General features: G+C 72.7%; 22 protein-coding genes. 3 read left to right on the top strand and 19 right to left on the bottom strand.

Going from position 1 to position 19,566, the window contains the following annotated elements; translation table 11 throughout:
* The first annotated feature begins 32 nt into the window (after positions 1–32).
* Entirely contained in the window at positions 33–827 is a 795-nt protein-coding gene (locus tag ACI792_RS08170) for a YqjF family protein (RefSeq protein ID WP_456602151.1), read from the top strand.
* On the opposite strand, the gene ACI792_RS08165 is transcribed toward ACI792_RS08170, so the two are convergent.
* Positions 757–2,775 carry a protein meaA gene (locus ACI792_RS08165; RefSeq protein WP_456602150.1) on the bottom strand — a complete coding sequence of 673 codons (2,019 nt, stop codon included), beginning with the start codon at positions 2,773–2,775 and terminating at the stop codon, positions 757–759. The genes ACI792_RS08170 and ACI792_RS08165 overlap by 71 nt on opposite strands.
* 99 nt (positions 2,776–2,874) lie before the next feature.
* On the opposite strand from ACI792_RS08165, the gene ACI792_RS08160 reads away from it, so the two are divergent.
* The gene (locus tag ACI792_RS08160) at positions 2,875–3,201 is read left to right on the top strand and encodes a hypothetical protein (protein ID WP_456602149.1); all 327 of its coding nucleotides are present in this window, start codon (positions 2,875–2,877) and stop codon (positions 3,199–3,201) included.
* On the opposite strand, the gene murA is transcribed toward ACI792_RS08160, so the two are convergent.
* Positions 3,198–4,478, bottom strand: a complete 1,281-nt coding sequence (murA, locus tag ACI792_RS08155; RefSeq protein WP_456602148.1) for a UDP-N-acetylglucosamine 1-carboxyvinyltransferase — start codon at positions 4,476–4,478, stop codon at positions 3,198–3,200. The genes ACI792_RS08160 and murA overlap by 4 nt on opposite strands.
* A 154-nt stretch (positions 4,479–4,632) precedes the next feature.
* Between murA and ACI792_RS08150 the strand changes: the two genes are divergently transcribed.
* Positions 4,633–5,244 (top strand): cob(I)yrinic acid a,c-diamide adenosyltransferase, encoded by a 612-nt coding sequence (locus tag ACI792_RS08150; RefSeq protein ID WP_456602147.1) that lies wholly within the window; start codon positions 4,633–4,635, stop codon positions 5,242–5,244.
* Between the two features lie 11 nt (positions 5,245–5,255).
* Here the strand turns inward: ACI792_RS08150 and ACI792_RS08145 are convergent, their stop codons facing one another.
* From ACI792_RS08145 to prfA, 17 genes are all read right to left on the bottom strand, one after another.
* Positions 5,256–5,657, bottom strand: a complete 402-nt coding sequence (locus tag ACI792_RS08145; protein ID WP_456579156.1) for a DUF2550 domain-containing protein — start codon at positions 5,655–5,657, stop codon at positions 5,256–5,258.
* 21 nt (positions 5,658–5,678) lie between these two features.
* Positions 5,679–6,068, bottom strand: coding sequence for a F0F1 ATP synthase subunit epsilon (locus ACI792_RS08140; RefSeq protein ID WP_456579157.1), 390 nt, complete (start codon positions 6,066–6,068; stop codon positions 5,679–5,681).
* A 123-nt stretch (positions 6,069–6,191) separates the two neighbouring features.
* Complete coding sequence (locus ACI792_RS08135) at positions 6,192–6,377, bottom strand: hypothetical protein (RefSeq protein WP_456602146.1); 186 nt, start codon at positions 6,375–6,377, stop codon at positions 6,192–6,194.
* A gap of 229 nt (positions 6,378–6,606) precedes the next feature.
* The gene (atpD, locus tag ACI792_RS08130; RefSeq protein ID WP_456579159.1) at positions 6,607–8,049 is read right to left on the bottom strand and encodes a F0F1 ATP synthase subunit beta; all 1,443 of its coding nucleotides are present in this window, start codon (positions 8,047–8,049) and stop codon (positions 6,607–6,609) included.
* Positions 8,050–8,097: 48 nt separating this feature from the next.
* The gene (locus tag ACI792_RS08125) at positions 8,098–9,069 is read right to left on the bottom strand and encodes a F0F1 ATP synthase subunit gamma (protein WP_456602145.1); all 972 of its coding nucleotides are present in this window, start codon (positions 9,067–9,069) and stop codon (positions 8,098–8,100) included.
* A gap of 4 nt (positions 9,070–9,073) precedes the next feature.
* Entirely contained in the window at positions 9,074–10,711 is a 1,638-nt protein-coding gene (gene atpA / locus ACI792_RS08120; protein ID WP_456602144.1) for a F0F1 ATP synthase subunit alpha, read from the bottom strand.
* 50 nt (positions 10,712–10,761) lie between these two features.
* Complete coding sequence (locus tag ACI792_RS08115; protein WP_456602143.1) at positions 10,762–11,634, bottom strand: F0F1 ATP synthase subunit delta; 873 nt, start codon at positions 11,632–11,634, stop codon at positions 10,762–10,764.
* A complete protein-coding gene (locus tag ACI792_RS08110) occupies positions 11,634–12,251 on the bottom strand; it encodes a F0F1 ATP synthase subunit B (RefSeq protein ID WP_456602142.1) in 618 nt (205 codons plus the stop codon). Before ACI792_RS08110 ends, ACI792_RS08115 begins: the two co-directional genes overlap by 1 nt.
* 25 nt (positions 12,252–12,276) lie before the next feature.
* Complete coding sequence (locus ACI792_RS08105) at positions 12,277–12,486, bottom strand: F0F1 ATP synthase subunit C (protein WP_456579164.1); 210 nt, start codon at positions 12,484–12,486, stop codon at positions 12,277–12,279.
* Positions 12,487–12,571: 85 nt separating this feature from the next.
* The gene (gene atpB / locus ACI792_RS08100) at positions 12,572–13,354 is read right to left on the bottom strand and encodes a F0F1 ATP synthase subunit A (RefSeq protein ID WP_456602141.1); all 783 of its coding nucleotides are present in this window, start codon (positions 13,352–13,354) and stop codon (positions 12,572–12,574) included.
* An 83-nt stretch (positions 13,355–13,437) separates the two neighbouring features.
* Entirely contained in the window at positions 13,438–13,683 is a 246-nt protein-coding gene (locus ACI792_RS08095) for a hypothetical protein (RefSeq protein ID WP_456579166.1), read from the bottom strand.
* Positions 13,680–14,126 carry a hypothetical protein gene (locus ACI792_RS08090; RefSeq protein ID WP_456602140.1) on the bottom strand — a complete coding sequence of 149 codons (447 nt, stop codon included), beginning with the start codon at positions 14,124–14,126 and terminating at the stop codon, positions 13,680–13,682. The genes ACI792_RS08095 and ACI792_RS08090 overlap by 4 nt, the downstream gene beginning before the upstream one ends.
* 50 nt (positions 14,127–14,176) lie before the next feature.
* The gene (locus ACI792_RS08085) at positions 14,177–15,412 is read right to left on the bottom strand and encodes a glycosyltransferase family 4 protein (protein ID WP_456602139.1); all 1,236 of its coding nucleotides are present in this window, start codon (positions 15,410–15,412) and stop codon (positions 14,177–14,179) included.
* 4 nt (positions 15,413–15,416) lie between these two features.
* Positions 15,417–16,721 carry a serine hydroxymethyltransferase gene (locus ACI792_RS08080; protein ID WP_456602138.1) on the bottom strand — a complete coding sequence of 435 codons (1,305 nt, stop codon included), beginning with the start codon at positions 16,719–16,721 and terminating at the stop codon, positions 15,417–15,419.
* A 168-nt stretch (positions 16,722–16,889) separates the two neighbouring features.
* Positions 16,890–17,531 (bottom strand): L-threonylcarbamoyladenylate synthase, encoded by a 642-nt coding sequence (locus ACI792_RS08075; RefSeq protein WP_456602137.1) that lies wholly within the window; start codon positions 17,529–17,531, stop codon positions 16,890–16,892.
* A gap of 23 nt (positions 17,532–17,554) precedes the next feature.
* The gene (gene prmC / locus ACI792_RS08070) at positions 17,555–18,394 is read right to left on the bottom strand and encodes a peptide chain release factor N(5)-glutamine methyltransferase (protein WP_456602205.1); all 840 of its coding nucleotides are present in this window, start codon (positions 18,392–18,394) and stop codon (positions 17,555–17,557) included.
* A gap of 14 nt (positions 18,395–18,408) precedes the next feature.
* On the bottom strand, positions 18,409–19,488 hold the full coding sequence (prfA, locus tag ACI792_RS08065; protein ID WP_456579171.1) for a peptide chain release factor 1: 1,080 nt from the start codon (positions 19,486–19,488) through the stop codon (positions 18,409–18,411).
* Between the last annotated feature and the right edge of the window lie 78 nt (positions 19,489–19,566).

The raw sequence follows: 19,566 nt of genomic DNA, 5'->3' as shown, positions 1-19,566 counted from the left end.
ACGATCGCCGCGCGAGGGGGGACGCTGGGTCCGTGCCCGACGTCGAACCGCTCAGCCCGACCGCGCCGCGACCGGCCGGCCGTACCGTGTTCACCCAGGGCTGGCGCGACGTCGCGTTCCTCCACTGGGCGGTGGACCCCGCGCGGGTCGCTCCGCTGCTCCCGGCCGGGACCCGCCCCGACGTGCTGGACGGCGCCACCTACGTCGGGCTCATCCCGTTCCGCATGGTGCGGATCGGGCTGTTCGGGACGCCGGGCATCCCCTACCTCGGCTCGTTCGCCGAGACGAACGTGCGGCTCTACTCGGTGGACGCCCAGGGCCGGCGGGGCGTCGTCTTCCGGTCGCTGGACGCCGAGCGCCTGCTCCCCGTGGTGACCGCGCGCTGGGTGGCACGGCTGCCGTACGCGTGGTCGCACATGCGGATCGACCGCGCCGGCGACCGCGTCACCTACCGCTGCCGCCGGCGCTGGCCCGGCCCCGCCGGTGCGCGCAGCACGCTCACCGTCGACGTGGGCCGCCGGCTGGACCGGCCGGGCCCGTTGGAGCACTTCCTGACCGCCCGGTGGGGGCTGCACCGGCCCGGACGAGGCGGTCCGGCGTACTGGCCCAACGAGCACCCGGAGTGGCCGCTGCACCGGGCGGAGGTCGCCGAGCTCGACGACTCCCTGCTCGCCGCCGCCGGCCTGGCCGACCTGCCGGGCCCGCCGGACAGCGTCCTGTTCTCCCCCGGCGTCGACGTCCGGTTCGGCCCGGTGGTCACGCCGGGGCGGGGACCCGGTCCGGGAGGCCGTTGGCCTCGCGGACCACGTCGACGACCTGCCCCATGATGTCGTTCAACCCGAAGTCCTTCGGGGTGAAGACGCGGGCCACGCCCTGCTCGCGCAGCCGCCGGGCGTCGCTGTCGGGGATGATCCCGCCGACCACGACCGGCACGTCGTCCAGCCCGGCCTCGCGGAGCCCCTGCAGGACCGCCGGCACCACCTGCAGGTGGGAGCCGGAGAGCACCGACAGGCCGACGACGTGCACGTCCTCCTCCACGGCGGCGCTCACGATCTGGGCCGGCGTCAGCCGGATGCCCTGGTAGATCACCTCGAACCCGGCGTCGCGGGCGCGCACGGCGATCTGCTCGGCGCCGTTGGAGTGGCCGTCGAGCCCCGGCTTGCCGACGAGGAAGCGCAGCCGGCCACCGAGCTCCGCACCGGTGGCGCGCACCCGCTCCCGGACCTCGGTGAGGGCCTCGTCGGCCTCCCCGCCCCCGCTGGCGGCGGCGACGCCGGTGGGGGCCCGGTACTCCCCGAAGACCTCGCGCAGCACGCCGGCCCACTCCCCTGTGGTCACGCCGGCGCGGGCGCAGTCGAGGGTGGCCGGCATCAGGTTCACGTCGGAGGACGCGGCCTCACGGAGGGCGTCCAGGGCCTTGTCGGCCGCCTCCTGGTCCCGCTCGGCCCGCCACTTCCGGACGGCCTCCTGCGCGGCGTTCTCGACCGCCGGGTCCACGACCATGATGGCGGCGTCGAGGTCGGCGGTCAGCGGGTTCGGCTCGGTGGTGTCGAACCTGTTGACGCCGACGACGACGTCCTCGCCGCTCTCCATCCGGCGCCGGCGCTCGGCCAGGGAGGCCACCAGCTCGCCCTTCATGTAGCCGGACTCGACGGCCGCGACGGCCCCGCCCATCTGCTGCACACGGGCGATCTCGGCGCGGGCGCCATCGACGAGCTCGGCCACCTTCTTCTCGACGACGACCGAGCCGGTGAACAGGTCGTCGTACTCCAGCAGGTCGGTCTCGTAGGCGAGCACCTGCTGCAGCCGCAGCGACCACTGCTGGTCCCACGGCCGGGGCAGCCCGAGTGCCTCGTTCCACGCCGGCAGCTGCACGGCGCGGGCGCGGGCGTCCTTGGACAGGGTCACGGCGAGCATCTCGAGGACGATGCGCTGGACGTTGTTCTCCGGCTGCGCCTCGGTGAGGCCCAGGGAGTTGACCTGGACGCCGTAGCGGAAGCGGCGGTGCTTGGGGTCCTGCACGCCGTAGCGCTCCTCGGTCAGCTCGTCCCAGAGCTGGGTGAAGGCCCGCATCTTGCACATCTCCTCGACGAACCGGACCCCGGCGTTGACGAAGAAGGAGATGCGCGCGACGACCTCGCCGAAGCGCTCCTCCGGCACCTGGCCGGAGTCGCGCACGGAGTCCAGGACCGCGATCGCCGTGCTCATGGCGTAGGCGATCTCCTGCACCGGCGTGGCCCCGGCCTCCTGCAGGTGGTAGCTGCAGATGTTGATCGGGTTCCACTTGGGCATCGCCGTCACCGTGTAGGCGACCATGTCGGTGATCAGCCGCATCGAGGGCGCCGGCGGGAAGACGTAGGTCCCCCGCGAGAGGTACTCCTTGATGATGTCGTTCTGCGTCGTCCCGGCCAGCGTGGCGACGTCGTGCCCCTGCTCCTCGGCGACCGCCTGGTAGAGCGCGAGCAGCCACATGGCGGTGGCGTTGATCGTCATGGACGTGTTCATCTCGTCGAGCGGGATGCCGTCGAAGAGGGCACGCATGTCACCGATGTGGGTCACCGGCACGCCGACCTTCCCGACCTCCCCGCGGGCGAGCTCGTCGTCGGGGTCGTAGCCGGTCTGCGTCGGCAGGTCGAAGGCCACCGAGAGACCGGTCTGGCCCTTCGCCAGGTTGCGGCGGTAGAGGGCGTTGGACTCGGCCGGCGAGGAGTGGCCGGCGTAGGTGCGCATGACCCAGGGTCGGTCGCGCTCCGTCGGCTTCTGCGGGAACGGCATACCGGCGGAGTGTAGGGCGGTTACCCGCCGGTAGCAGCCCCGCCCGGGAAGGTGTGCGGTGGGACACTCGCCAAGGGTGAACCCGGGAGGAGGAGAGCCGTGGCGGTCGCGGACAGCCTGCTGCACGCCGGGGGGCCGGTGGTGGCCCTGGCGGCGTTCGCGCTGCTGGCGCTCTTCACCCGCTGGGCCTTCGGCAGCGACGGCGGGCGCCGGCGCGGCGGGCCGATCGAGGACGGGCTGCTCACCCACGTGGCCACGCTGAGCCGCCGCGAGTCGGCCCTGGCCCTGCGGGCGGTGCTGTCCGACGCCGGGATCCGGTCCACGGTGCGCTTCCCGGAGGCCTACCGCGCCGAGGTGCTGGTGTTCCCGGAGGACGCCGACCGTGCGCGGCAGCTGGCCGCGTCGTTCGGCGGCGGGCCGCCCTAGTCCGGGCGCTCCGTGCGCCGGACGTCGGCGCCCAGGCCACGGAGCTGGTCGACGAAGTCGGGGTAGCCGCGGTCGACGTGGTGCACGTCCTGCACCTCCGTCACCCCGTCGGAGCACAGGCCGGCCAGCACGAGCCCGGCTCCGGCGCGGATGTCGGTGGCCAGCACGGGAGCGCTGGAGAACCGCTCGCGGCCGCGGACCACGGCGTGGTGCCCGTCGATGCGGACGTCGGCCCCCAGCCGCACGAGCTCGTTGACGAACATGAACCGGCCCTCGAACACGTTCTCCGTGATCAGCGCGGTCCCGGTGGAGACCGCGGCCAGCGCCACCGCCATCGGCTGCAGGTCGGTCGGGAACCCGGGGAAGGGCAGGGTGACGACGTCGACGCAGCGCGGGCGGCCCTCCATGGCCACCCGGAGGCCGTCGGGCAGCGACTCGACGACGGCCCCGGCGTCGGTCAGCTTGTCCAGGGCCACCGTGAGGTGCTCGGCGACGCCCCGCTCGATGACGACGTCCCCCCGGGTCATCACCGCGCCGATGGCCCAGGTGCCGGTCACGATGCGGTCGGGGACCGTCGTGTACTCGACCGGCTGCAGCGCGTCCACGCCCTCGACGGTGATCGTGGAGGTCCCGGCGCCCTCGATGCGGGCCCCCATCTCGCCCAGCATCCGGCAGAGGTCGACGATCTCGGGCTCGCGCGCCGCGTTGTCGACGACCGTGGTGCCCCTGGCGAGGACCGCCGCCATGACGAGGTTCTCCGTGGCACCGACCGAGGGGAAGTCCAGCCAGATCGAGGTGCCGGTCAGCCGCGGGGCGGTCGCGACGAGGAAGCCGTGCTCGCTGATGATGGTGGCGCCCAGCCGCTCCAGGCCGGAGATGTGCATGTCCAGTCCGCGCGAGCCGATGGCGTCCCCGCCCGGGAGCGCCACGCGCGCGCTGCCGCAGCGGGCGACCAGCGGGCCCAGCACGCTGATCGAGGCGCGCATGCGGCGGACCAGGTCGTAGTCGGTCTCGGTGGAGGGCGCCTCCGGGACGTCGATGGTCAGCCGGCCGCCACCCCCGCTGCCGGGGGTCCGCTCGTAGGAGACGGCGCAGCCCAGCCGGCGCAGCACCTCGCCCATGATGGCGACGTCGAGGATGTCGGGGACCTCGTCGATCGTCGACCGCCCGGAGGCGAGCAGCGTCGCCGCCATCAGCTTCAACGCGCTGTTCTTGGCACCGGTGACCCGCACCCGGCCCGCGAGCCTCGCTCCCCCGGCCACCTCGAAGCACTCCACCGGGGCAGCCTACGGCGGACCGCATCTGGCGACGGCCCCGCTGCACGAACCCGCCGCGCGCCCCGTGACGCGCTGGAACGGCCCTCCTGCAGGGACCCGCTCCGAGCGCAGCGAGGAGTGGGGGGCAGGAGGGTCCTTCTCCTAGGCTTCGGGCATGACGGTCCGGCTCACCCGCATCTACACGAAGACCGGCGACGCCGGTCAGACCCACCTGGGCAACATGAGCCGGGTGGCCAAGACCGACGCGCGGCTCGTCGCCTACGCCGACGTGGACGAGGCCAACAGCGCGATCGGCGTCGCGATCGCCCTCGGCGCCCCCGAGCCGTCGCTGGCCGACCTGCTCCGCAGCATCCAGAACGACCTGTTCGACGTGGGCGCCGACCTGTGCACGCCGATCGTCCCGGAGCCGGAGTACCCGCCGCTGCGGGTGACGGCCGCCTACACCGAGCGGCTCGAGGCGGCCTGCGACGCCTACAACGAGACGCTGCCCAAGCTCGACAGCTTCATCCTCCCCGGCGGCACCCCGCTCGCGGCGCTGCTGCACCAGGTGCGGGTGATCGTCCGCCGGGCCGAGCGCAGCGTCTGGGCGCTGCTAGAGAGCGACGCCGAGCGCACCAACCCGGAGACGGCCCGCTACCTGAACCGCCTGTCGGACCTGGTGTTCATCCTCGGGCGGGTCGCCAACCCCGGCGGCGACATCCTCTGGGAGCCCGGCGCGCACAGCGGCGTCCACGCCCAGCGCGCGGCCGCTCGCCGGGACGGCTGAGCCCGGCGGCCTCAGCTGCCCGGCGGCGCCGACTCCACCCAGGACAGGAAACCGGTCACCGTCGAGCGGTCCATGGCCAGCTCGCGCCGCCCCTGGGCGGTGCTGCACTCCAGGACGTGGACGTCACCGGGCAGCGCGAGGTCATCCCGCCCGGGCGGGCGCTGGGCCAGCACGCGGAACCCGGCGCGGGTCAGCCGCTGCTGCGGGCGCACCGACAGCGACAGCGCGCGGTACCAGAGCAGGACGTCACCGCCGTACCAGGCGACGCCCACCGACCAGCGGGGCGCGCCCTCCGGGCGCAGCCACATCGTCACCGCGCCGAGCCCCGAGAGCAGGAACCGGCGGCGCAGCAGGAAGACCACGACGACGAGCAGCAGCAGGACGCCGATCAGCACCCACAGGGCGGTGGTCATCCCGCGCGCTCGCCGGCCCCGTCAGTCGCTCGCGCCGGCCGCCCTCAGCCGCGACTGGGCGCGGCGTGCGGCGGCGACCGCCTCGGGGTCGTCGCCCTCGCTCTCGGCGCGGCGCAGGGCCTCCCGGGCCCGCTCGACGTCGATCTCCGTGGAGATCTCCGCCGTCTCGGCGAGGATCGAGACGCCTCGCTCGGTGACGGAGAGGAAGCCGCCGTGGGCGGCGATGACCATGTCCTCGCCGGACTCGGTGTGGATCGTCACGACGCCGCCGTCGGCCAGCTGACCCAGCAGGGGGGTGTGCCCCGGCAGGACACCGAGCTCGCCCTCCGTGGTGCGGGCGATGACGCTCGTGGCCTCGCCGGACCAGATCTTGCGCTCGACGGCCACCAACTCGACCTGCAGGGTCGCCACGACACTCCTCGGGGTCCACGGAACGGAACCCTCACTCTAGCCACGCAGCGACGAGCTGGAACGGCCACCCTTCAGGGGCCCGCGCCGAGCGTGCGGGGCATGGGAGGGAAGGGTGGCCCTCTTTCAGGCCGCGCGGCGGTATGGCAGGGTCCAGCGCCCCACGCGGACCCAGGGGTGGCGCACGCAGGTGGCCGACGCCCAGCGCTCGGTGTCGAAGTCGGCGACCCGCACGTCCACGGGGGCCAGCGGCGGCCACGTCCAGTCCGCGACCCGGTCTGCGGACCGCGGTACCGCGCCGTCCCGTTCCACGCTCGCCCCTCGCGCCGGCACCCGTCTCCCGGGCGCGCCTGGAGCAATGGTCGACAGCTCCGCCCCCGGCCCGCAGAGCCGGTGGCCCCGATTCACCCGATCGGACGAGATCCCCGGATCGCCGAAGGCCGGGCCTCCTCGCGGAGACCCGGCCGACGGAACGTCCCGGGGTGGCCTCGCTGCAGAGCCCCGCGCCGAGCGTGCGCGGCGCGGGGGCAGCGGGGTCCTTCTACTTCTTGAGCTTCGAGGCGTTCTTCTCGAGGTCCTCGAGGCCACCGCACATGAAGAAGGCCTGCTCGGGGACGTTGTCGTACTCGCCCTCGGTGATGGCCTTGAACGCCTGGAGGGTCTCCGCCAGGGGCACGAACGACCCCGGCTGCCCGGTGAAGGCCTCGGCGACGAACATGTTCTGCGAGAGGAAGCGCTCGACGCGACGGGCCCGGTTGACCGTGACCTTGTCCTCCTCGGAGAGCTCGTCGATGCCGAGGATCGCGATGATGTCCTGCAGCTCCTGGTAGCGCTGCAGCACCTGCTTCACCCGCTGGGCGATGTCGTAGTGCTCCTGGCCCACGTACTGCGGGTCGAGGATCCGGCTGGTGGAGTCCAGCGGGTCCACGGCCGGGTAGATGCCCTTCTCCGAGATCGGCCGCGAGAGCACGGTCGTCGCGTCGAGGTGGGCGAACGTGGTGTGCGGCGCCGGGTCGGTGATGTCGTCGGCGGGCACGTAGATCGCCTGCAGCGAGGTGATCGAGCGGCCACGGGTCGAGGTGATCCGCTCCTGCAGCTCGCCCATCTCGTCGGCCAGGGTCGGCTGGTACCCCACGGCCGAGGGCATGCGGCCCAGCAGCGTGGAGACCTCGGAGCCGGCCTGCGTGAACCGGAAGATGTTGTCGATGAAGAGCAGCACGTCCTGGTTCTGCTCGTCGCGGAAGTACTCGGCCATCGTCAGGGCCGAGAGGGCGACGCGCAGGCGGGTGCCCGGCGGCTCGTCCATCTGGCCGAAGACCAGCGCGGTCGACTCGATGACGCCGGACTCGGTCATCTCCGTGATGAGGTCGTTGCCCTCACGGGTGCGCTCGCCGACACCGGCGAACACCGACACACCACCGAACTCCTGGGCGACGCGGCGGATCATCTCCTGGATCAGCACGGTCTTGCCGACGCCGGCACCGCCGAACAGACCGATCTTCCCGCCGGCCACGTAGGGGGTCAGCAGGTCGATGACCTTGATGCCGGTCTCCAGCATCTCGGTGCGGCCCTCGAGCTGGTCGAACCGCGGCGCGTGCCGGTGGATGGACCAGCGGGTGGCGTCCTCGGCATAGCCGGGGGTGTCCAGGCACTCCCCGAGGGCGTTGAAGACGTGACCCTTGGTGACGTCGCCGACGGGGACCATGATCGGGTTCCCGGTGTCGGTGACCTCGGCGCCGCGGACGAGACCGTCGGTCGGCGCCATCGAGATGGTGCGCACGACGTTCTCACCCAGGTGCTGGGCGACCTCGAGGGTGAGGGTCTTGCCGAGGTCGGCGAGCGTGACGTCGACCTTCAGGGCGTTGAACAGGTCGGGCATCGCGTCGCGCGGGAACTCGACGTCGACGACCGGCCCGGTGACCCGCACGACGCGGCCGGAGCCGGTGGTCTGCGAGGTGGTCGGACGGTCCTCGGTGACGGTCATCTGTACTGCTCTCCTGCCCTGGGGCTCGGTGGTCTGCTGTTCGGTGGGTCAGTCGTTCGAGCCGGCCGAGACCAGCGCGTCGGCGCCACCGACGATCTCGCTGATCTCCTGGGTGATCTCCGCCTGGCGGGCCTGGTTGGCCTGCCGCGAGAGGTTCTTCGCCAGCTCCTCGGCGTTGTCGGACGCCGACTTCATCGCCCGGCGGCGCGAGGCCGACTCGGACGCGGCCGCCTCGAGCATCGCCGCGTAGATGCGCGTGGTGATGTACTTCGGCAGCAGCGCGTCGAGCAGCCCCTCCGCCGAGGGCTCGAACTCGTACGCGGTCGGGAGACCGTTGTCGGCAGCGGTGCCCTGCTCCCGGTCCTCCCGCTCGTAGTCGAACTCCTCGACCTCCTCGACCTCCAGCGGAGCCATCCGCTTGGCGACGGGGATCTGCGAGAGCAGGGAGCGGAACTCGGTGTAGACGATGTGCAGCTCGTCGACCCCGAGGACGCCGTCGGCGCCCGACCCGCTCTCGTCGTCGTCCTGACCGGCGGTGAAGGCCGCGATCAGCTCCTCGCCCACGCTCTGGGCGTCGGAGTACTTGGGCTGCTCGGAGAAGCCCGTGAAGGTGTCAGCCATCTCGCGGTTGCGGAAGGAGTAGTAGGTCTCCCCCTTCCGGCCGACGACGTAGAGGACCGGCTCCTTGCCCTCCTGCCGGAGCAGGGAGAGCAGCTCCTCGGTCCGCCGGAGCACGTTGACGTTGTACGAGCCGGCGAAACCGCGGTCGGAGGTGATCACCAGGACGGCGGCCCGCCGCGCGCTCTCCCGCTCGGTCAGGAGCGGGTGGTCCAGGGACGCCGAGGACGCCAGCGCCGACAGGACGCGGGTGATCTCCCGGGCGTAGGGCTTGGACGCCTCCACCCGGGCCTGGGCGCGCACGATGCGGGCACCGGCGATCAGCTCCTGCGCCGAGAAGATCTTCTTCGTCGACTGCGTGGAGCGGATGCGGCGCCGCAGCGCGCGGAGAGAGGCAGCCATCGCCTCAGCCCTTCTTCTTGACCTGGACGCGCTCCTGACCCCGCTCCGAGGCGTCCATGGCCTCGACCTCGGGCTCGTTCACCTTGAGCGACTCACCGTCGCCGGTGGTGAACTGGCCGTAGAAGGCGTCGACCGCCTGCTCCAGGTTCCGCACCGTGTCGTCCTCGAGCTTCTTCGACGTCCGGATGGTGTCGAAGATGCCGCCGTGGCTCCGGGACACGTAGTCGAGGAACTCCGACTCGAAGCGGCGCACGTCGCTCACCGGGACGACGTCGAGCTTGCCGGTGGTGCCGAGCCACAGCGAGACGACCTCGCGCTCCACGGAGTACGGCGAGTACTGGCCCTGCTTGAGCAGCTCGACCAGGCGCTGACCGCGCTCCAGCGTCGCGCGGCTGGAGGCGTCCAGGTCGGAGGAGAACGAGGCGAACGCCTCGAGCTCGCGGTACTGGGCCAGGTCCAGGCGCAGGCGGCCGGCGACCGACTTCATCGCCTTGATCTGGGCGGACCCACCCACTCGGGACACCGAGATGCCGACGTTGATGGCGGGGCGGACACCGGAGTTGAACAGACCCGTCTCGAGGAAGATCTGCCCGTCGGTGATCGAGATGACGTTGGTCGGGATGTAGGCCGACACGTCGTTGCCCTTGGTCTCGATGAGCGGCAGGCCGGTCATCGAGCCCGCGCCGAGCTCGTCGGAGAGCTTCGCGCAGCGCTCCAGCAGGCGGGAGTGGAGGTAGAAGACGTCGCCCGGGTAGGCCTCGCGGCCCGGCGGGCGGCGCAGCAGCAGGGAGACGGCGCGGTAGGCCTCGGCCTGCTTGGACAGGTCGTCGAAGACGATGAGGACGTGCTTGCCCTCGTACATCCAGTGCTGGCCGATGGCCGAGCCGGTGTAGGGGGCGATGTACTTGAAGCCGGCGGCCTCGGATGCCGGGGCGGCGACGATGGTCGTGTACTCCATCGCGCCGGCGTCCTCGAGGGCGGAGCGGATCGCGGCGATCGTCGACCCCTTCTGGCCGACGGCGACGTAGATGCAGCGCACCTGCTGCTGCGGGTCGCCGGTCGCCCAGGCTTCCTTCTGGTTGATGATCGTGTCGGTCACGATCGCGGTCTTGCCGGTCTGCCGGTCACCGATGACCAGCTGGCGCTGGCCGCGGCCGATCGGCGTCATGGCGTCGATGGCCTTGATGCCGGTCTGCAGCGGCTCGTGCACCGACTGCCGCTGGACCACCGTGGGCGCCTGCAGCTCGAGCGCGCGGCGTCCGGTGGTCTCGATCGGGCCCGCGCCGTCGATCGGGTTGCCCAGCGGGTCCACGACGCGGCCGAGGTAGCCGTCGCCGACGGGGACCGAGAGGACCTCGCCGGTGCGCCGCACCTGCTGGCCCTCCTCGATGCCGGAGTAGTCACCCAGGACGACCACACCGACCTCGCGGACGTCCAGGTTCAGCGCCAGACCACGGACACCGCTCTCGAACTCGAGCAGCTCGTTGGTCATGACCGAGGGCAGGCCCTCGACCCGGGCGATGCCGTCGCCGGCCTCGGTGACGATCCCGACCTCTTCGCGGGACACGTCAGGCGAGTACTCGGTGACGTAGTTCTGGATGGCACTGCGGATCTCTTCTGCGGAGATCGTCAGCTCGGCCATGGCTCTGAGTCCTCTTCCCTGCGGGGTCGTGATCTGTGGTGGTGGGCGGGTCAGCCGGCGAGCTGCCGTCGGGCGGCTTCCAGCCGGTGGGCGATGCTGCCGTCGATGACCTCGTCGCCCACCTGGACGAGGAGACCGCCGAGCACCGTCGGGTCGACGGTGACCTGCAACCCGATGGTCCGCCCGTAGAGGCGGGTGAGCACGTCGACCAGGCGCTGCTCCTGGGCTGCGGTGAGCGGCGCCGCCGTCGTCACCCGGGCCACGTACTGGCCCCGGCGACGGCTGGCGACGTCCGAGAGCCGCTCGACCGCGACCCCCGCCGTACCGGCGTGGGACGTGGTGAGCACGTTGCGCAGCAGGAGCTCGGTCACCGGGCTGACCCGGCCCGACAGCAGCTGGTCGAGCAGCGCCGCCTTGCCCGCGGCCGGGGCCTTGCGGTCGCTGAGGATCCGGGACAGCTCCCGGTCGCCCTCGATGATCCGGCCGAAGCGGAAGAGCTCGTCCTCCACGCCGTCCAGCTCACCGCGGGCACCCGCGGCGTCGAGAGCCGCCTCGGTGGCCAGGGACGTCGCGGCCTCGATCAGGTCGAACGGCCGCGACCAGCGCTGCCGGACGCTGAACTCGACGATGTCGAGCGCGACCGCGGAGAGGCGGCTGCCGAACAGCCGCTGCGCCAGCGCCGCCCGCTCCTCGGGCTTGCCCGACGGATCGGTGAGCGCCCGGCGCAGCGAGGGCTGGGCGTCCAGCAGCCGCGCCACCGCGAACAGCTCCTCGGCCAGCGCGAGCTGGTCCTCGGCGGCGGTGGCGCGGGCCTGACCGGTCAGCTTGTCCTTGGCCTTGCCCAGGAACCCGGAGGGGTCCCGGGTCAGCTCGTCCAGCCGTTCCCGGGCGGCGAGGAGCGCCGCGCGGCTCGAGGCATCCATCAGCGGGTGCCTCCGGCGACGGTGCTGCCGCTCCGACCGTCGGGGGCGCCGGCGGCCATCTGGTCGAGCTCGTCGAGGAAGCGGTCCACCGTCCCCTGCCGGCGGGCCTCGTCGGCGAGGGACTCCCCGACGACCCGGCCCGCGAGCTCGACGGCGAGGCCACCGACCTGCCCGCGCAGCTCGTTGACCACCTGCTGGCGGGCAGCAACGATCTGCTCCTCGCCACGGGCGACGATCCGCGCCGACTCCTCCTGCGCCTGGGCCCGCAGGTCCTCGAGGATCCGCTGACCCTCGGCGCGGGCCTGGTCACGGATCTGCGCGGCCTCGTTGCGGGCCTCGGCCAGCTGCGCGCGGTACTGCTCGAGCGCCGCCTTGGCCTCGGCCTGCATGGCCTCGGCGCGCTCGATGCCGCCCTCGATGGCGCGCTGGCGCTCGGCCAGCATCGCCTCGAGCCGCGGCACGACGAAGCGCTTGTAGAGGAGGTACAGGATGGCGAACGAGATGATGCCGACGATCAGCTCACCCGGGTGCGGGATGACCGGGTAGGCGTCCTCCCAGAAGCCGCCCTCGCCGCTCTCGGCGGCCAGGACGTCGGCCGCGTTGTCGATCGCGCCCATCACGTGTGCTCCTTCCGGTCCTCGGTCAGCCCGAGAAGACGAAGGCGAGGGCGATGCCGAAGATGGCCAGCTGCTCGCAGAGCACGAAGCCGAGGATGGCGATGGTCTGCAGCACACCGCGGACCTCGGGCTGACGGGCCACGCCGGCCACGTAGGCAGCGAAGATCAGGCCGATGCCCACACCCGGCCCGATGGCCGACAGGCCGTAGCCGATGATCGCGAGATTGCCTTCCATTGGGTGTGTCCGTTCCTCTCAGTCGGTCTGTGCTACCGGGTGGCGCACATCGGTGGTACAGCTCGGAGCCGGTGCTCCGCGGACGTCAGTGGTCGTCCGCGTAGATCTCTGCGATGTAGACAGAGGCCAGCAGGATGAAGACGTAGGCCTGCAGGAACGCGATCAGGATCTCGAACGCGCTGAACAGGAAGAACATCACGAAGGCCGGGATCGAGACCAGCTTCAGCAGACCCTCGCCGTGGAGCAGCAGGTACTCCCCGCCCAGCGCGAACAGCAGCAGCAGGATGTGGCCCGCGAACATGTTGCCGAAGAGCCGCAGCGTGAGCGTGACCGGACGGGTGACGAGGAACGTCACCAGCTCCAGGACGAAGACGACCGGGACCACCCAGAAGGGCAGACCGCTGGGCACCAGGTTCTTGAGGAAGCCACCCAGCCCGCGACGGCGGACGCCGGCGACCAGGTAGACGACGTAGACCCCGAGCGCCAGGGCGAGGGGGAAGCCGATCCGGCTCATCGTGGGGAACTGGACGGGCGGGATGATGCCCATCAGGTTGTTCACCAGGATGAGCGTGAACAGGGTGAACAGCAGCGGGACGTAGGGCCGGAAGTGGTCCGAGCCGATGATGTCCCGGCCGATCGAGTTGCGGACCAGGCCGTACACGCCCTCGAGCCGGTACTGCCCGCGCCCGGGGACCACCGACAGGCGACGCGTGGCCAGCATCATGACGACCGCGAGACCGATGGTCACCAGGACCATCACGATCATCGAACGCGTGATGGCGAAGGCGCCGTCGCCGACGAGCGGCTGCCAGAAGTCCGGCGCACTCGGCGGTACGAACTCCTCGGCGGCCGAGACCACGGTCGTCACTACTCAGCCTCCGTCACGAACTTCTGGGTGGTTTCGTACTGCGGCCCGGGGGGCCGCCTTCCGCATCTGCGGCGTGGCACGCCTCACGGGCCGTGGTGAGCGTAGCGGACCCAGATCGCGGAGATCGAAGCGGCCATCCCCAGGACGAGGGCCACGGGCAGCACCCAGACCTGGTCGATGGCCTCGCTGAGCCACCACGCCGGCAGCCCGAAGACCAGCACGCCGGACAGGAGCATGCCGAGCGCGTCCCACGCCTCGCGCAGGTGGGCGCCCGCCACCATCTGGTGGTGGACCGGCGCCGGCCGCTCGGTGCCGCCGGGCTCGGTCAACGCGCCGCCCCGGACGCCGCCCCCGGCTCGTCGTAGATGTAGGTCTTGACCCGGGTGAAGGCGACGACCTCACCGATGGTGCCGGCCAGCGACACGACGATCGCGGTGACGGCGAAGGCGATCGGGGAGAGCCACTCCGCGTCGCGGAACAGCACGAGGAAGACCCCGAGCAGCATGACCTTGAAGAAGTAGCCGACGAGGGCACCCATGAAGACCACGCGCGGGTCGAGGCCGGCCATCCTGCGCAGGAGCACCAGGGTGGAGACGGTGCTCACCAGGACGACGGCGACGGCCAGGGCGCTGCCCGCCGCGCCGAGCGCGCCGTCGACCGCCGTGAAGACGGCGAACGCGACGACTCCGACGACGGTCGCGGGGACCAGCCCACCGCGGAGCATGGCGCCGTAGGGATCGGGTCTCGTGGCCGGTTCTCCTTGCGAATGCACGCCTCACGGTACCTGGAAGGACCCTGCCGCCCTACCGGCACGGGGCCCGGTCAGAGCGGGACGCGCTCGGCACCCGCAGGCGGCGGCGCCGGCTCCTGGCTCCCGGTGCGGTGCCCCCGCGCCGTGGGGTGGTCGGCGCGGCTGCGCAGGCGCTGCGCCTCCAGCTCCGCGGCGCGCGCCTCCCGCGCCGCCCGGCGTGCCCGCGGGCTGAGCACCACGACGACACCGACGACGAGCAGCACCCCGACCGCCACGACGAGCTCGACCCGCCCGCCGGTGATCGAGAACCCCACCGCGCCGAAGGAGAGCAGCGCCGCCCAGAAGTACATGACCAGGACCGCGCGCTTGTGCGAGTGCCCGATGGAGAGCAGCCGGTGGTGCAGGTGCATCTTGTCCGGCGAGAACGGGGACTGCCCCTTCCTCGTCCGCCGGACGACGGCCAGCACCAGGTCGGTGAACGGGATGAACAGGATCGCGATCGGCACGAGCAGCGGCAGCGTCAGCGGCAGCAGGCTGGCCGCCGAGTCGAAGGTCTGGGCGTCCACTCCCCCGGTCGCGGTCACCGCGGCGGCCGAGAGCATGAGCCCGACGAGCATGGAGCCCGAGTCGCCCATGAAGATCCGCGCCGGGCTGAAGTTGTGCGGCAGGAAGCCCAAGCAGGCTCCGGCGAGGACAGCGGTGATCAGCGCCGGGGCGCTGGCGGTGGCCACGTAGCCGGTGAGCCCCAGGTGGAAGCTGTAGGCGAAGAAGGCCAGGGCGGCGATCGCCGAGACGCCGGCGGCCAGCCCGTCGAGCCCGTCGATGAAGTTGAGCGCGTTGACCGCGAACACGGTCAGCAGGATGGTCAGCGGCACGCCGACGTCCGGGCCGAGCGAGACCGTCCCGATGTCGGCGACCGGGAGGAACAGGAACGCCAGCTGGACCCCGAGCAGCGCCATGACGCCGGCCGCGGCGATCTGCCCGGTGAGTTTCGTCAGCGCGTCCAGGCCCCACTTGTCGTCGAGCACCCCCAGCAGGCAGATGAGCCCGCCGGCGACCAGCACCGCGTAGACCTGCGTGTCGTCGAACGTCCGCTGCAGGGCGGGCAGCCGGGAGGCCACCAGGACGGCCGCGACCACCCCCAGGTACATGGCGACGCCGCCTCCCCGCGGGGTCGGGATGACGTGCACGTCGCGCTCCCGCGGCGCGGCCATCATCCGCAGCCGGATCGCCATCATCCGCACCACCGGCGTGGCCAGGAAGGTGACCAGCGCGGCGGTGAGCAGGACGACGACGTACTCGCGCACGGGATCAGGCGGTCCGCGCCGGCTGGGGGTGGGCAGTCGGCCGGGTCGGGTGGGGGTAAGCGGGGTGCGCGGACACCAGGTCGCGGACGGCCGCGGCGACCTCGGCGGTGCGGCTGCCGTCGGCGTCGCGGATGGCGGCGCCGATGAGCGAGGCGATCGACCGCATCTCCGGCTCGGCCATGCCCTGGGTGGTGACGGCGGGGCTGCCGACCCGGATGCCGGAGGCCACGGAGGCCGGTTGGGGGTCGAACGGGATCGCGTTCTTGTTGAGCACGATGCCCGCGGCGTCGCACCGCTTCTCGGCGTCGGCACCGGTCACGCCGGTCCCCTGCAGGTCGAGCAGGGCGAGGTGGGTGTCCGTGCCGCCGGCGACCGGCCGCAGCCCCTCGGCGGCCAGCCCCTCGGTCAGCGCCTGCGCGTTGGCGACGACCTGGCGGGCGTAGTCCTGGTACTCCGGCTGGAGGCACTCCTTGAAGTTCACCGCCTTGGCGGCGACGGCGTGCATGAGCGGGCCGCCCTGCATCATCGGGAAGGTGGCCTTGTCGATGGCCTTGGCGTGCTCGGCCCTGCAGACGATCGCCCCACCGCGCGGGCCGCGCAGGACCTTGTGCGTGGTGAAGGTGACCACGTCGGCGTGCGGCACGGGGCTCGGGATCGCCTTGCCGGCGACCAGGCCGATGAAGTGCGCGGCGTCGACCATGAAGATCGCGCCCACCTCGTCGGCGATCCGGCGGAAGGCGGCGAAGTCGATCAGCCGCGGGATGGCCGACCCCCCGGCGACGATGAGCTTGGGCCGGTGCTCGCGGGCGAGGTCGCGCACCTGGTCGTAGTCGATGTGCTCGGTCCGCGGGTCGACGCCGTACTGCACGGCCTGGAACCACTTGCCGCTGAAGCTCACCTTCGTGCCGTGCGTGAGGTGGCCGCCGTGCGGCAGCGCCATGCCCAGGAAGGTGTCGCCCGGCGAGAGGAAGGCGCCGTAGGCGGCCAGGTTGGCGTTCGCCCCGGAGTGCGGCTGGAGGTTGGCGTGCTCCGCGCCGAAGAGCTCCTTGGCCCGCTCGATGCCGATCTCCTCGGCGCGGTCGACGACCTCGCAGCCGCCGTAGTAGCGCCGGCCCGGGTACCCCTCGGCGTACTTGTTCGACAGCGTGCTGCCCAGCGCGGCGAGGACGGCGGGGCTCGTGAAGTTCTCGCTGGCGATCAGCTGCAGCCCGCCGCGCAGCCGGTCGAGCTCCCCGGTGACCACGCCGGCGATGTCGGGATCGAAGGCGGCGAGGGCCGCGAAGTCCGGTCCCCAGTAGGGCGTGCTCATCTCGTCGCGCTCCAGATCCGTGCGGGCGCCCGCGGTACCCGTGTCCGGGCGCGCGGCGGTCAGGGGCCCACGGTATCGCTCCGGGCCGGGCGGAGAGGGGACCCGAGGAGCAGCCCCGTCCCGGAGCCCGCCCTGAGCGTGCGGACGGTGGGAGGACGGGGTCCTTCGTCAGTCGCTGAGCTCGGGGACGACCTCGCGGAGCCGCTCGACCGGCACGGCACCCACCCGGAGCACCCGCGGTGGGCGCCCGGTGCAGTCGACGATGGTGCTCGCCGCCGAGCTCGTGCGCGGGCCGCCGTCCAGGACGACGGCGGCATGCATACCGAGCTGCTGCACCGCCTGCTCCGCGGTGGTCGCCGCCTGCCGCCCGGATCGGTTGGCGCTCGAGACCGCCAGCGGCCCGGTACGGCGCAGCAGGTCGCGGGCCAGCTCGTCGTCGGGCAGCCGGACGGCCACCGTGCCCTGCGCGTCGCCGAGGTCCCAGGCCAGCGACGGCGCGTGCTCGACCACGAGGGTGAGGCCGCCGGGCCAGAACTCCTGCGCGAGTTGCGTCGCGACCGCAGGGGTCTGCAGGACGAGGCCGGCCAGCGTCGAGGCCTCGCCGACGAGCACCGGCACCGGCATCGCCCGGCCGCGGTTCTTGGCCTCCAGCAGGCGGGCGACCGCGGCGGGCGAGAAGGCGTCGGCGGCCACGCCGTAGACGGTGTCGGTCGGGAGCAGCACCAGCTCACCCCGGCCGATCGCCGCCGCCGCGGCGTCGAGTCCGGCGGCGCGCGTCTCGGCGTCGGAGCAGTCGTAGAAGTCGGCCACGGAGGAGCAGTCTTCCGCAGGGCTCAACCGCAGCGGCGGGCGGTGGTGTAGCGGGGTCGTCCGGCGAGGTCCCGGTGGTCGTCGACAGCGGTGAACCCGCCGTGCGCGCGGACGACGGCGGGCAGGGACTCCCCCTGCTGGTCGGCGTGCTCGATGCCCAGGCCGCCGCCGGGTCGCAGCAGCCGGGCGGCGGTCACCAGCAGCCCGCGCACGACGTCCAGCCCGTCCGGTCCGCCCCAGAGCGCGAGCGGCGGATCGTGGTCGGCGACCTCGCGGGGCACCCGGGCGCCGTCGGGCACGTAGGGCGGGTTGCTGACCACGAGGTCGACGCCGCCGTCGAGCTCCCGCAGCAGCGCCGGGTCGGTCATGTCGCCCGCGACGACGTCGACCGGGGTGTCCCCCGCGGCGGCGCGGGCGGCCGCGTTGTGCCGGGTCCACTCGATGGCGCCGGGATCGCGCTCCACCGCCGTCACCCGCGCCCCGGGGTGCTCGTGCGCGAGGGAGAGCGCGATGGCCCCGGAGCCCGAGCCGAGGTCGACCACGACGGGCTCCGCGATGCCGGCCAGCCGCTCGAGGGCCCAGCCCGCCAGCTGCTCGGTCTCCGGGCGGGGCACGAACACCCCCGGGCCTACCGCCAGCTCCAGGTACCGGAAGGGGGCGCGGCCGGTGAGGTGCTGCAGCGGCACCCGGTCGGCGCGCTGGGCGACCAGCTGCTCGAACCGGGTGGCGGCCGCGTCGTCGACCACGTCGAGGGTGAGCAGCCGGGCGCGCGGGACGCCGAGGGCGTGGGCCAGCAGGAGCTCGGCGTCCACCCGCGGGCTCTCGACGCCGGCCTCGGCGAGGCGGGTGACCGCCCCCCTCAGGAGGAGCCGCGCGATCAGGAGCCGGCCGCCAGCAGCTCGGCGGTGTGCGCGGCGACCAGCGCGTCGATGACGCCGTCGAGCTCGCCGTCCAGCACCTGGTCGAGGTTGTGCGACTTGTAGCCGACGCGGTGGTCGGAGATCCGGTTCTCCGGGAAGTTGTAGGTGCGCACCCGCTCGCTGCGGTCCACCGTGCGGACCTGGCTGCGCCGCTGGTCGCTCGCGGTCGCCGCGGCCTCCTCGCGGGCGGCGGCCAGCAACCGGGAACGGAGCACGCGCAGCGCCGACTCGCGGTTCTGCAGCTGGCTCTTCTCGTTCTGCGAGCTGACGACGATGCCGCTGGGCAGGTGGGTGATGCGGACGGCCGAGTCGGTCGTGTTGACGCTCTGCCCGCCCGGCCCGGACGAGCGGAAGACGTCGATCCGCAGGTCGTTCGGGTCGACGGTGACGTCGACCTCCTCGGCCTCGGGGAGCACCAGGACGCCGGCGGCCGACGTGTGGATGCGGCCCTGGCTCTCCGTCGCCGGCACCCGCTGCACCCGGTGCACGCCGCCCTCGAACTTCAGCCGCGACCAGATCCCCTCGTCGGTGCGCGACTTGATCGCGACGGCGACGTCCTTGTACCCACCGAGCTCGGCGTCGACGGCGTCGAGGACCTCCGTCGCCCAGCCGCGCCGCTCGGCGTAGCGCAGGTACATGCGCAGCAGGTCGCCGGCGAAGAGGGCGGATTCCGCGCCGCCCTCCCCGGCCTTGATCTCGAGGATGACGTCCTTGTCGTCGTCGGGGTCCTTGGGCAGCAGCTGCTCGCGGAGCCGGTCGGTCAGCTCGGCGATCCGCTGCTCGAGCGCGGTGGCCTCCGCGGCGAAGGAGGCGTCCTCCGCGGCGAGCTCCCGGGCGGCGCTGAGGTCGTCCCGGGCCTGGTCGAGCGCCCGCGCGGTCTCCACCAGCGGCGCCAGCTGGGCGTAGCGGCGACCCATGCGGCGGGCGCGCGCCTGGTCTGCATGCACGGCGGGGTCGGCCAGCTCCTGCTCCAGGCGGGCGTGCTCGGCGAGCAGCCCGGCCAGCCGGTCGGGCGCCGACGTCTCGGTGCTGCTCATCGCTCTCTCCTGCGGGGCTTCGGGGCCGGACATGACGACGGCGCCCGCCCCACCGCGAGGGTGGGACGGGCGCCGTCG

The sequence above is a fragment of the Blastococcus sp. SYSU DS0669 genome, from assembly GCF_054050895.1.
This window is presented reverse-complemented; position numbering and strand designations above follow the sequence as displayed.

Excerpts from the sequence above, each read along its gene's own strand:
- ACI792_RS08110 (WP_456602142.1), bottom strand. The coding sequence starts at position 12,251 with ATGGGCGCGATCGACAACGCGGCCGACGTCCTGGCCGCCGAGAGCGGC.
- ACI792_RS08165 (WP_456602150.1), bottom strand. The coding sequence starts at position 2,775 with ATGCCGTTCCCGCAGAAGCCGACGGAGCGCGACCGACCCTGGGTCATG.
- ACI792_RS08150 (WP_456602147.1), top strand. The coding sequence starts at position 4,633 with ATGACGGTCCGGCTCACCCGCATCTACACGAAGACCGGCGACGCCGGT.
- ACI792_RS08080 (WP_456602138.1), bottom strand. The coding sequence starts at position 16,721 with ATGAGCACGCCCTACTGGGGACCGGACTTCGCGGCCCTCGCCGCCTTC.
- ACI792_RS08115 (WP_456602143.1), bottom strand. The coding sequence starts at position 11,634 with ATGGATGCCTCGAGCCGCGCGGCGCTCCTCGCCGCCCGGGAACGGCTG.
- ACI792_RS08125 (WP_456602145.1), bottom strand. The coding sequence starts at position 9,069 with ATGGCTGCCTCTCTCCGCGCGCTGCGGCGCCGCATCCGCTCCACGCAG.
- prfA (WP_456579171.1), bottom strand. The coding sequence starts at position 19,488 with ATGAGCAGCACCGAGACGTCGGCGCCCGACCGGCTGGCCGGGCTGCTC.
- atpA (WP_456602144.1), bottom strand. The coding sequence starts at position 10,711 with ATGGCCGAGCTGACGATCTCCGCAGAAGAGATCCGCAGTGCCATCCAG.
- atpD (WP_456579159.1), bottom strand. The coding sequence starts at position 8,049 with ATGACCGTCACCGAGGACCGTCCGACCACCTCGCAGACCACCGGCTCC.
- ACI792_RS08145 (WP_456579156.1), bottom strand. The coding sequence starts at position 5,657 with ATGACCACCGCCCTGTGGGTGCTGATCGGCGTCCTGCTGCTGCTCGTC.
- ACI792_RS08105 (WP_456579164.1), bottom strand. The coding sequence starts at position 12,486 with ATGGAAGGCAATCTCGCGATCATCGGCTACGGCCTGTCGGCCATCGGG.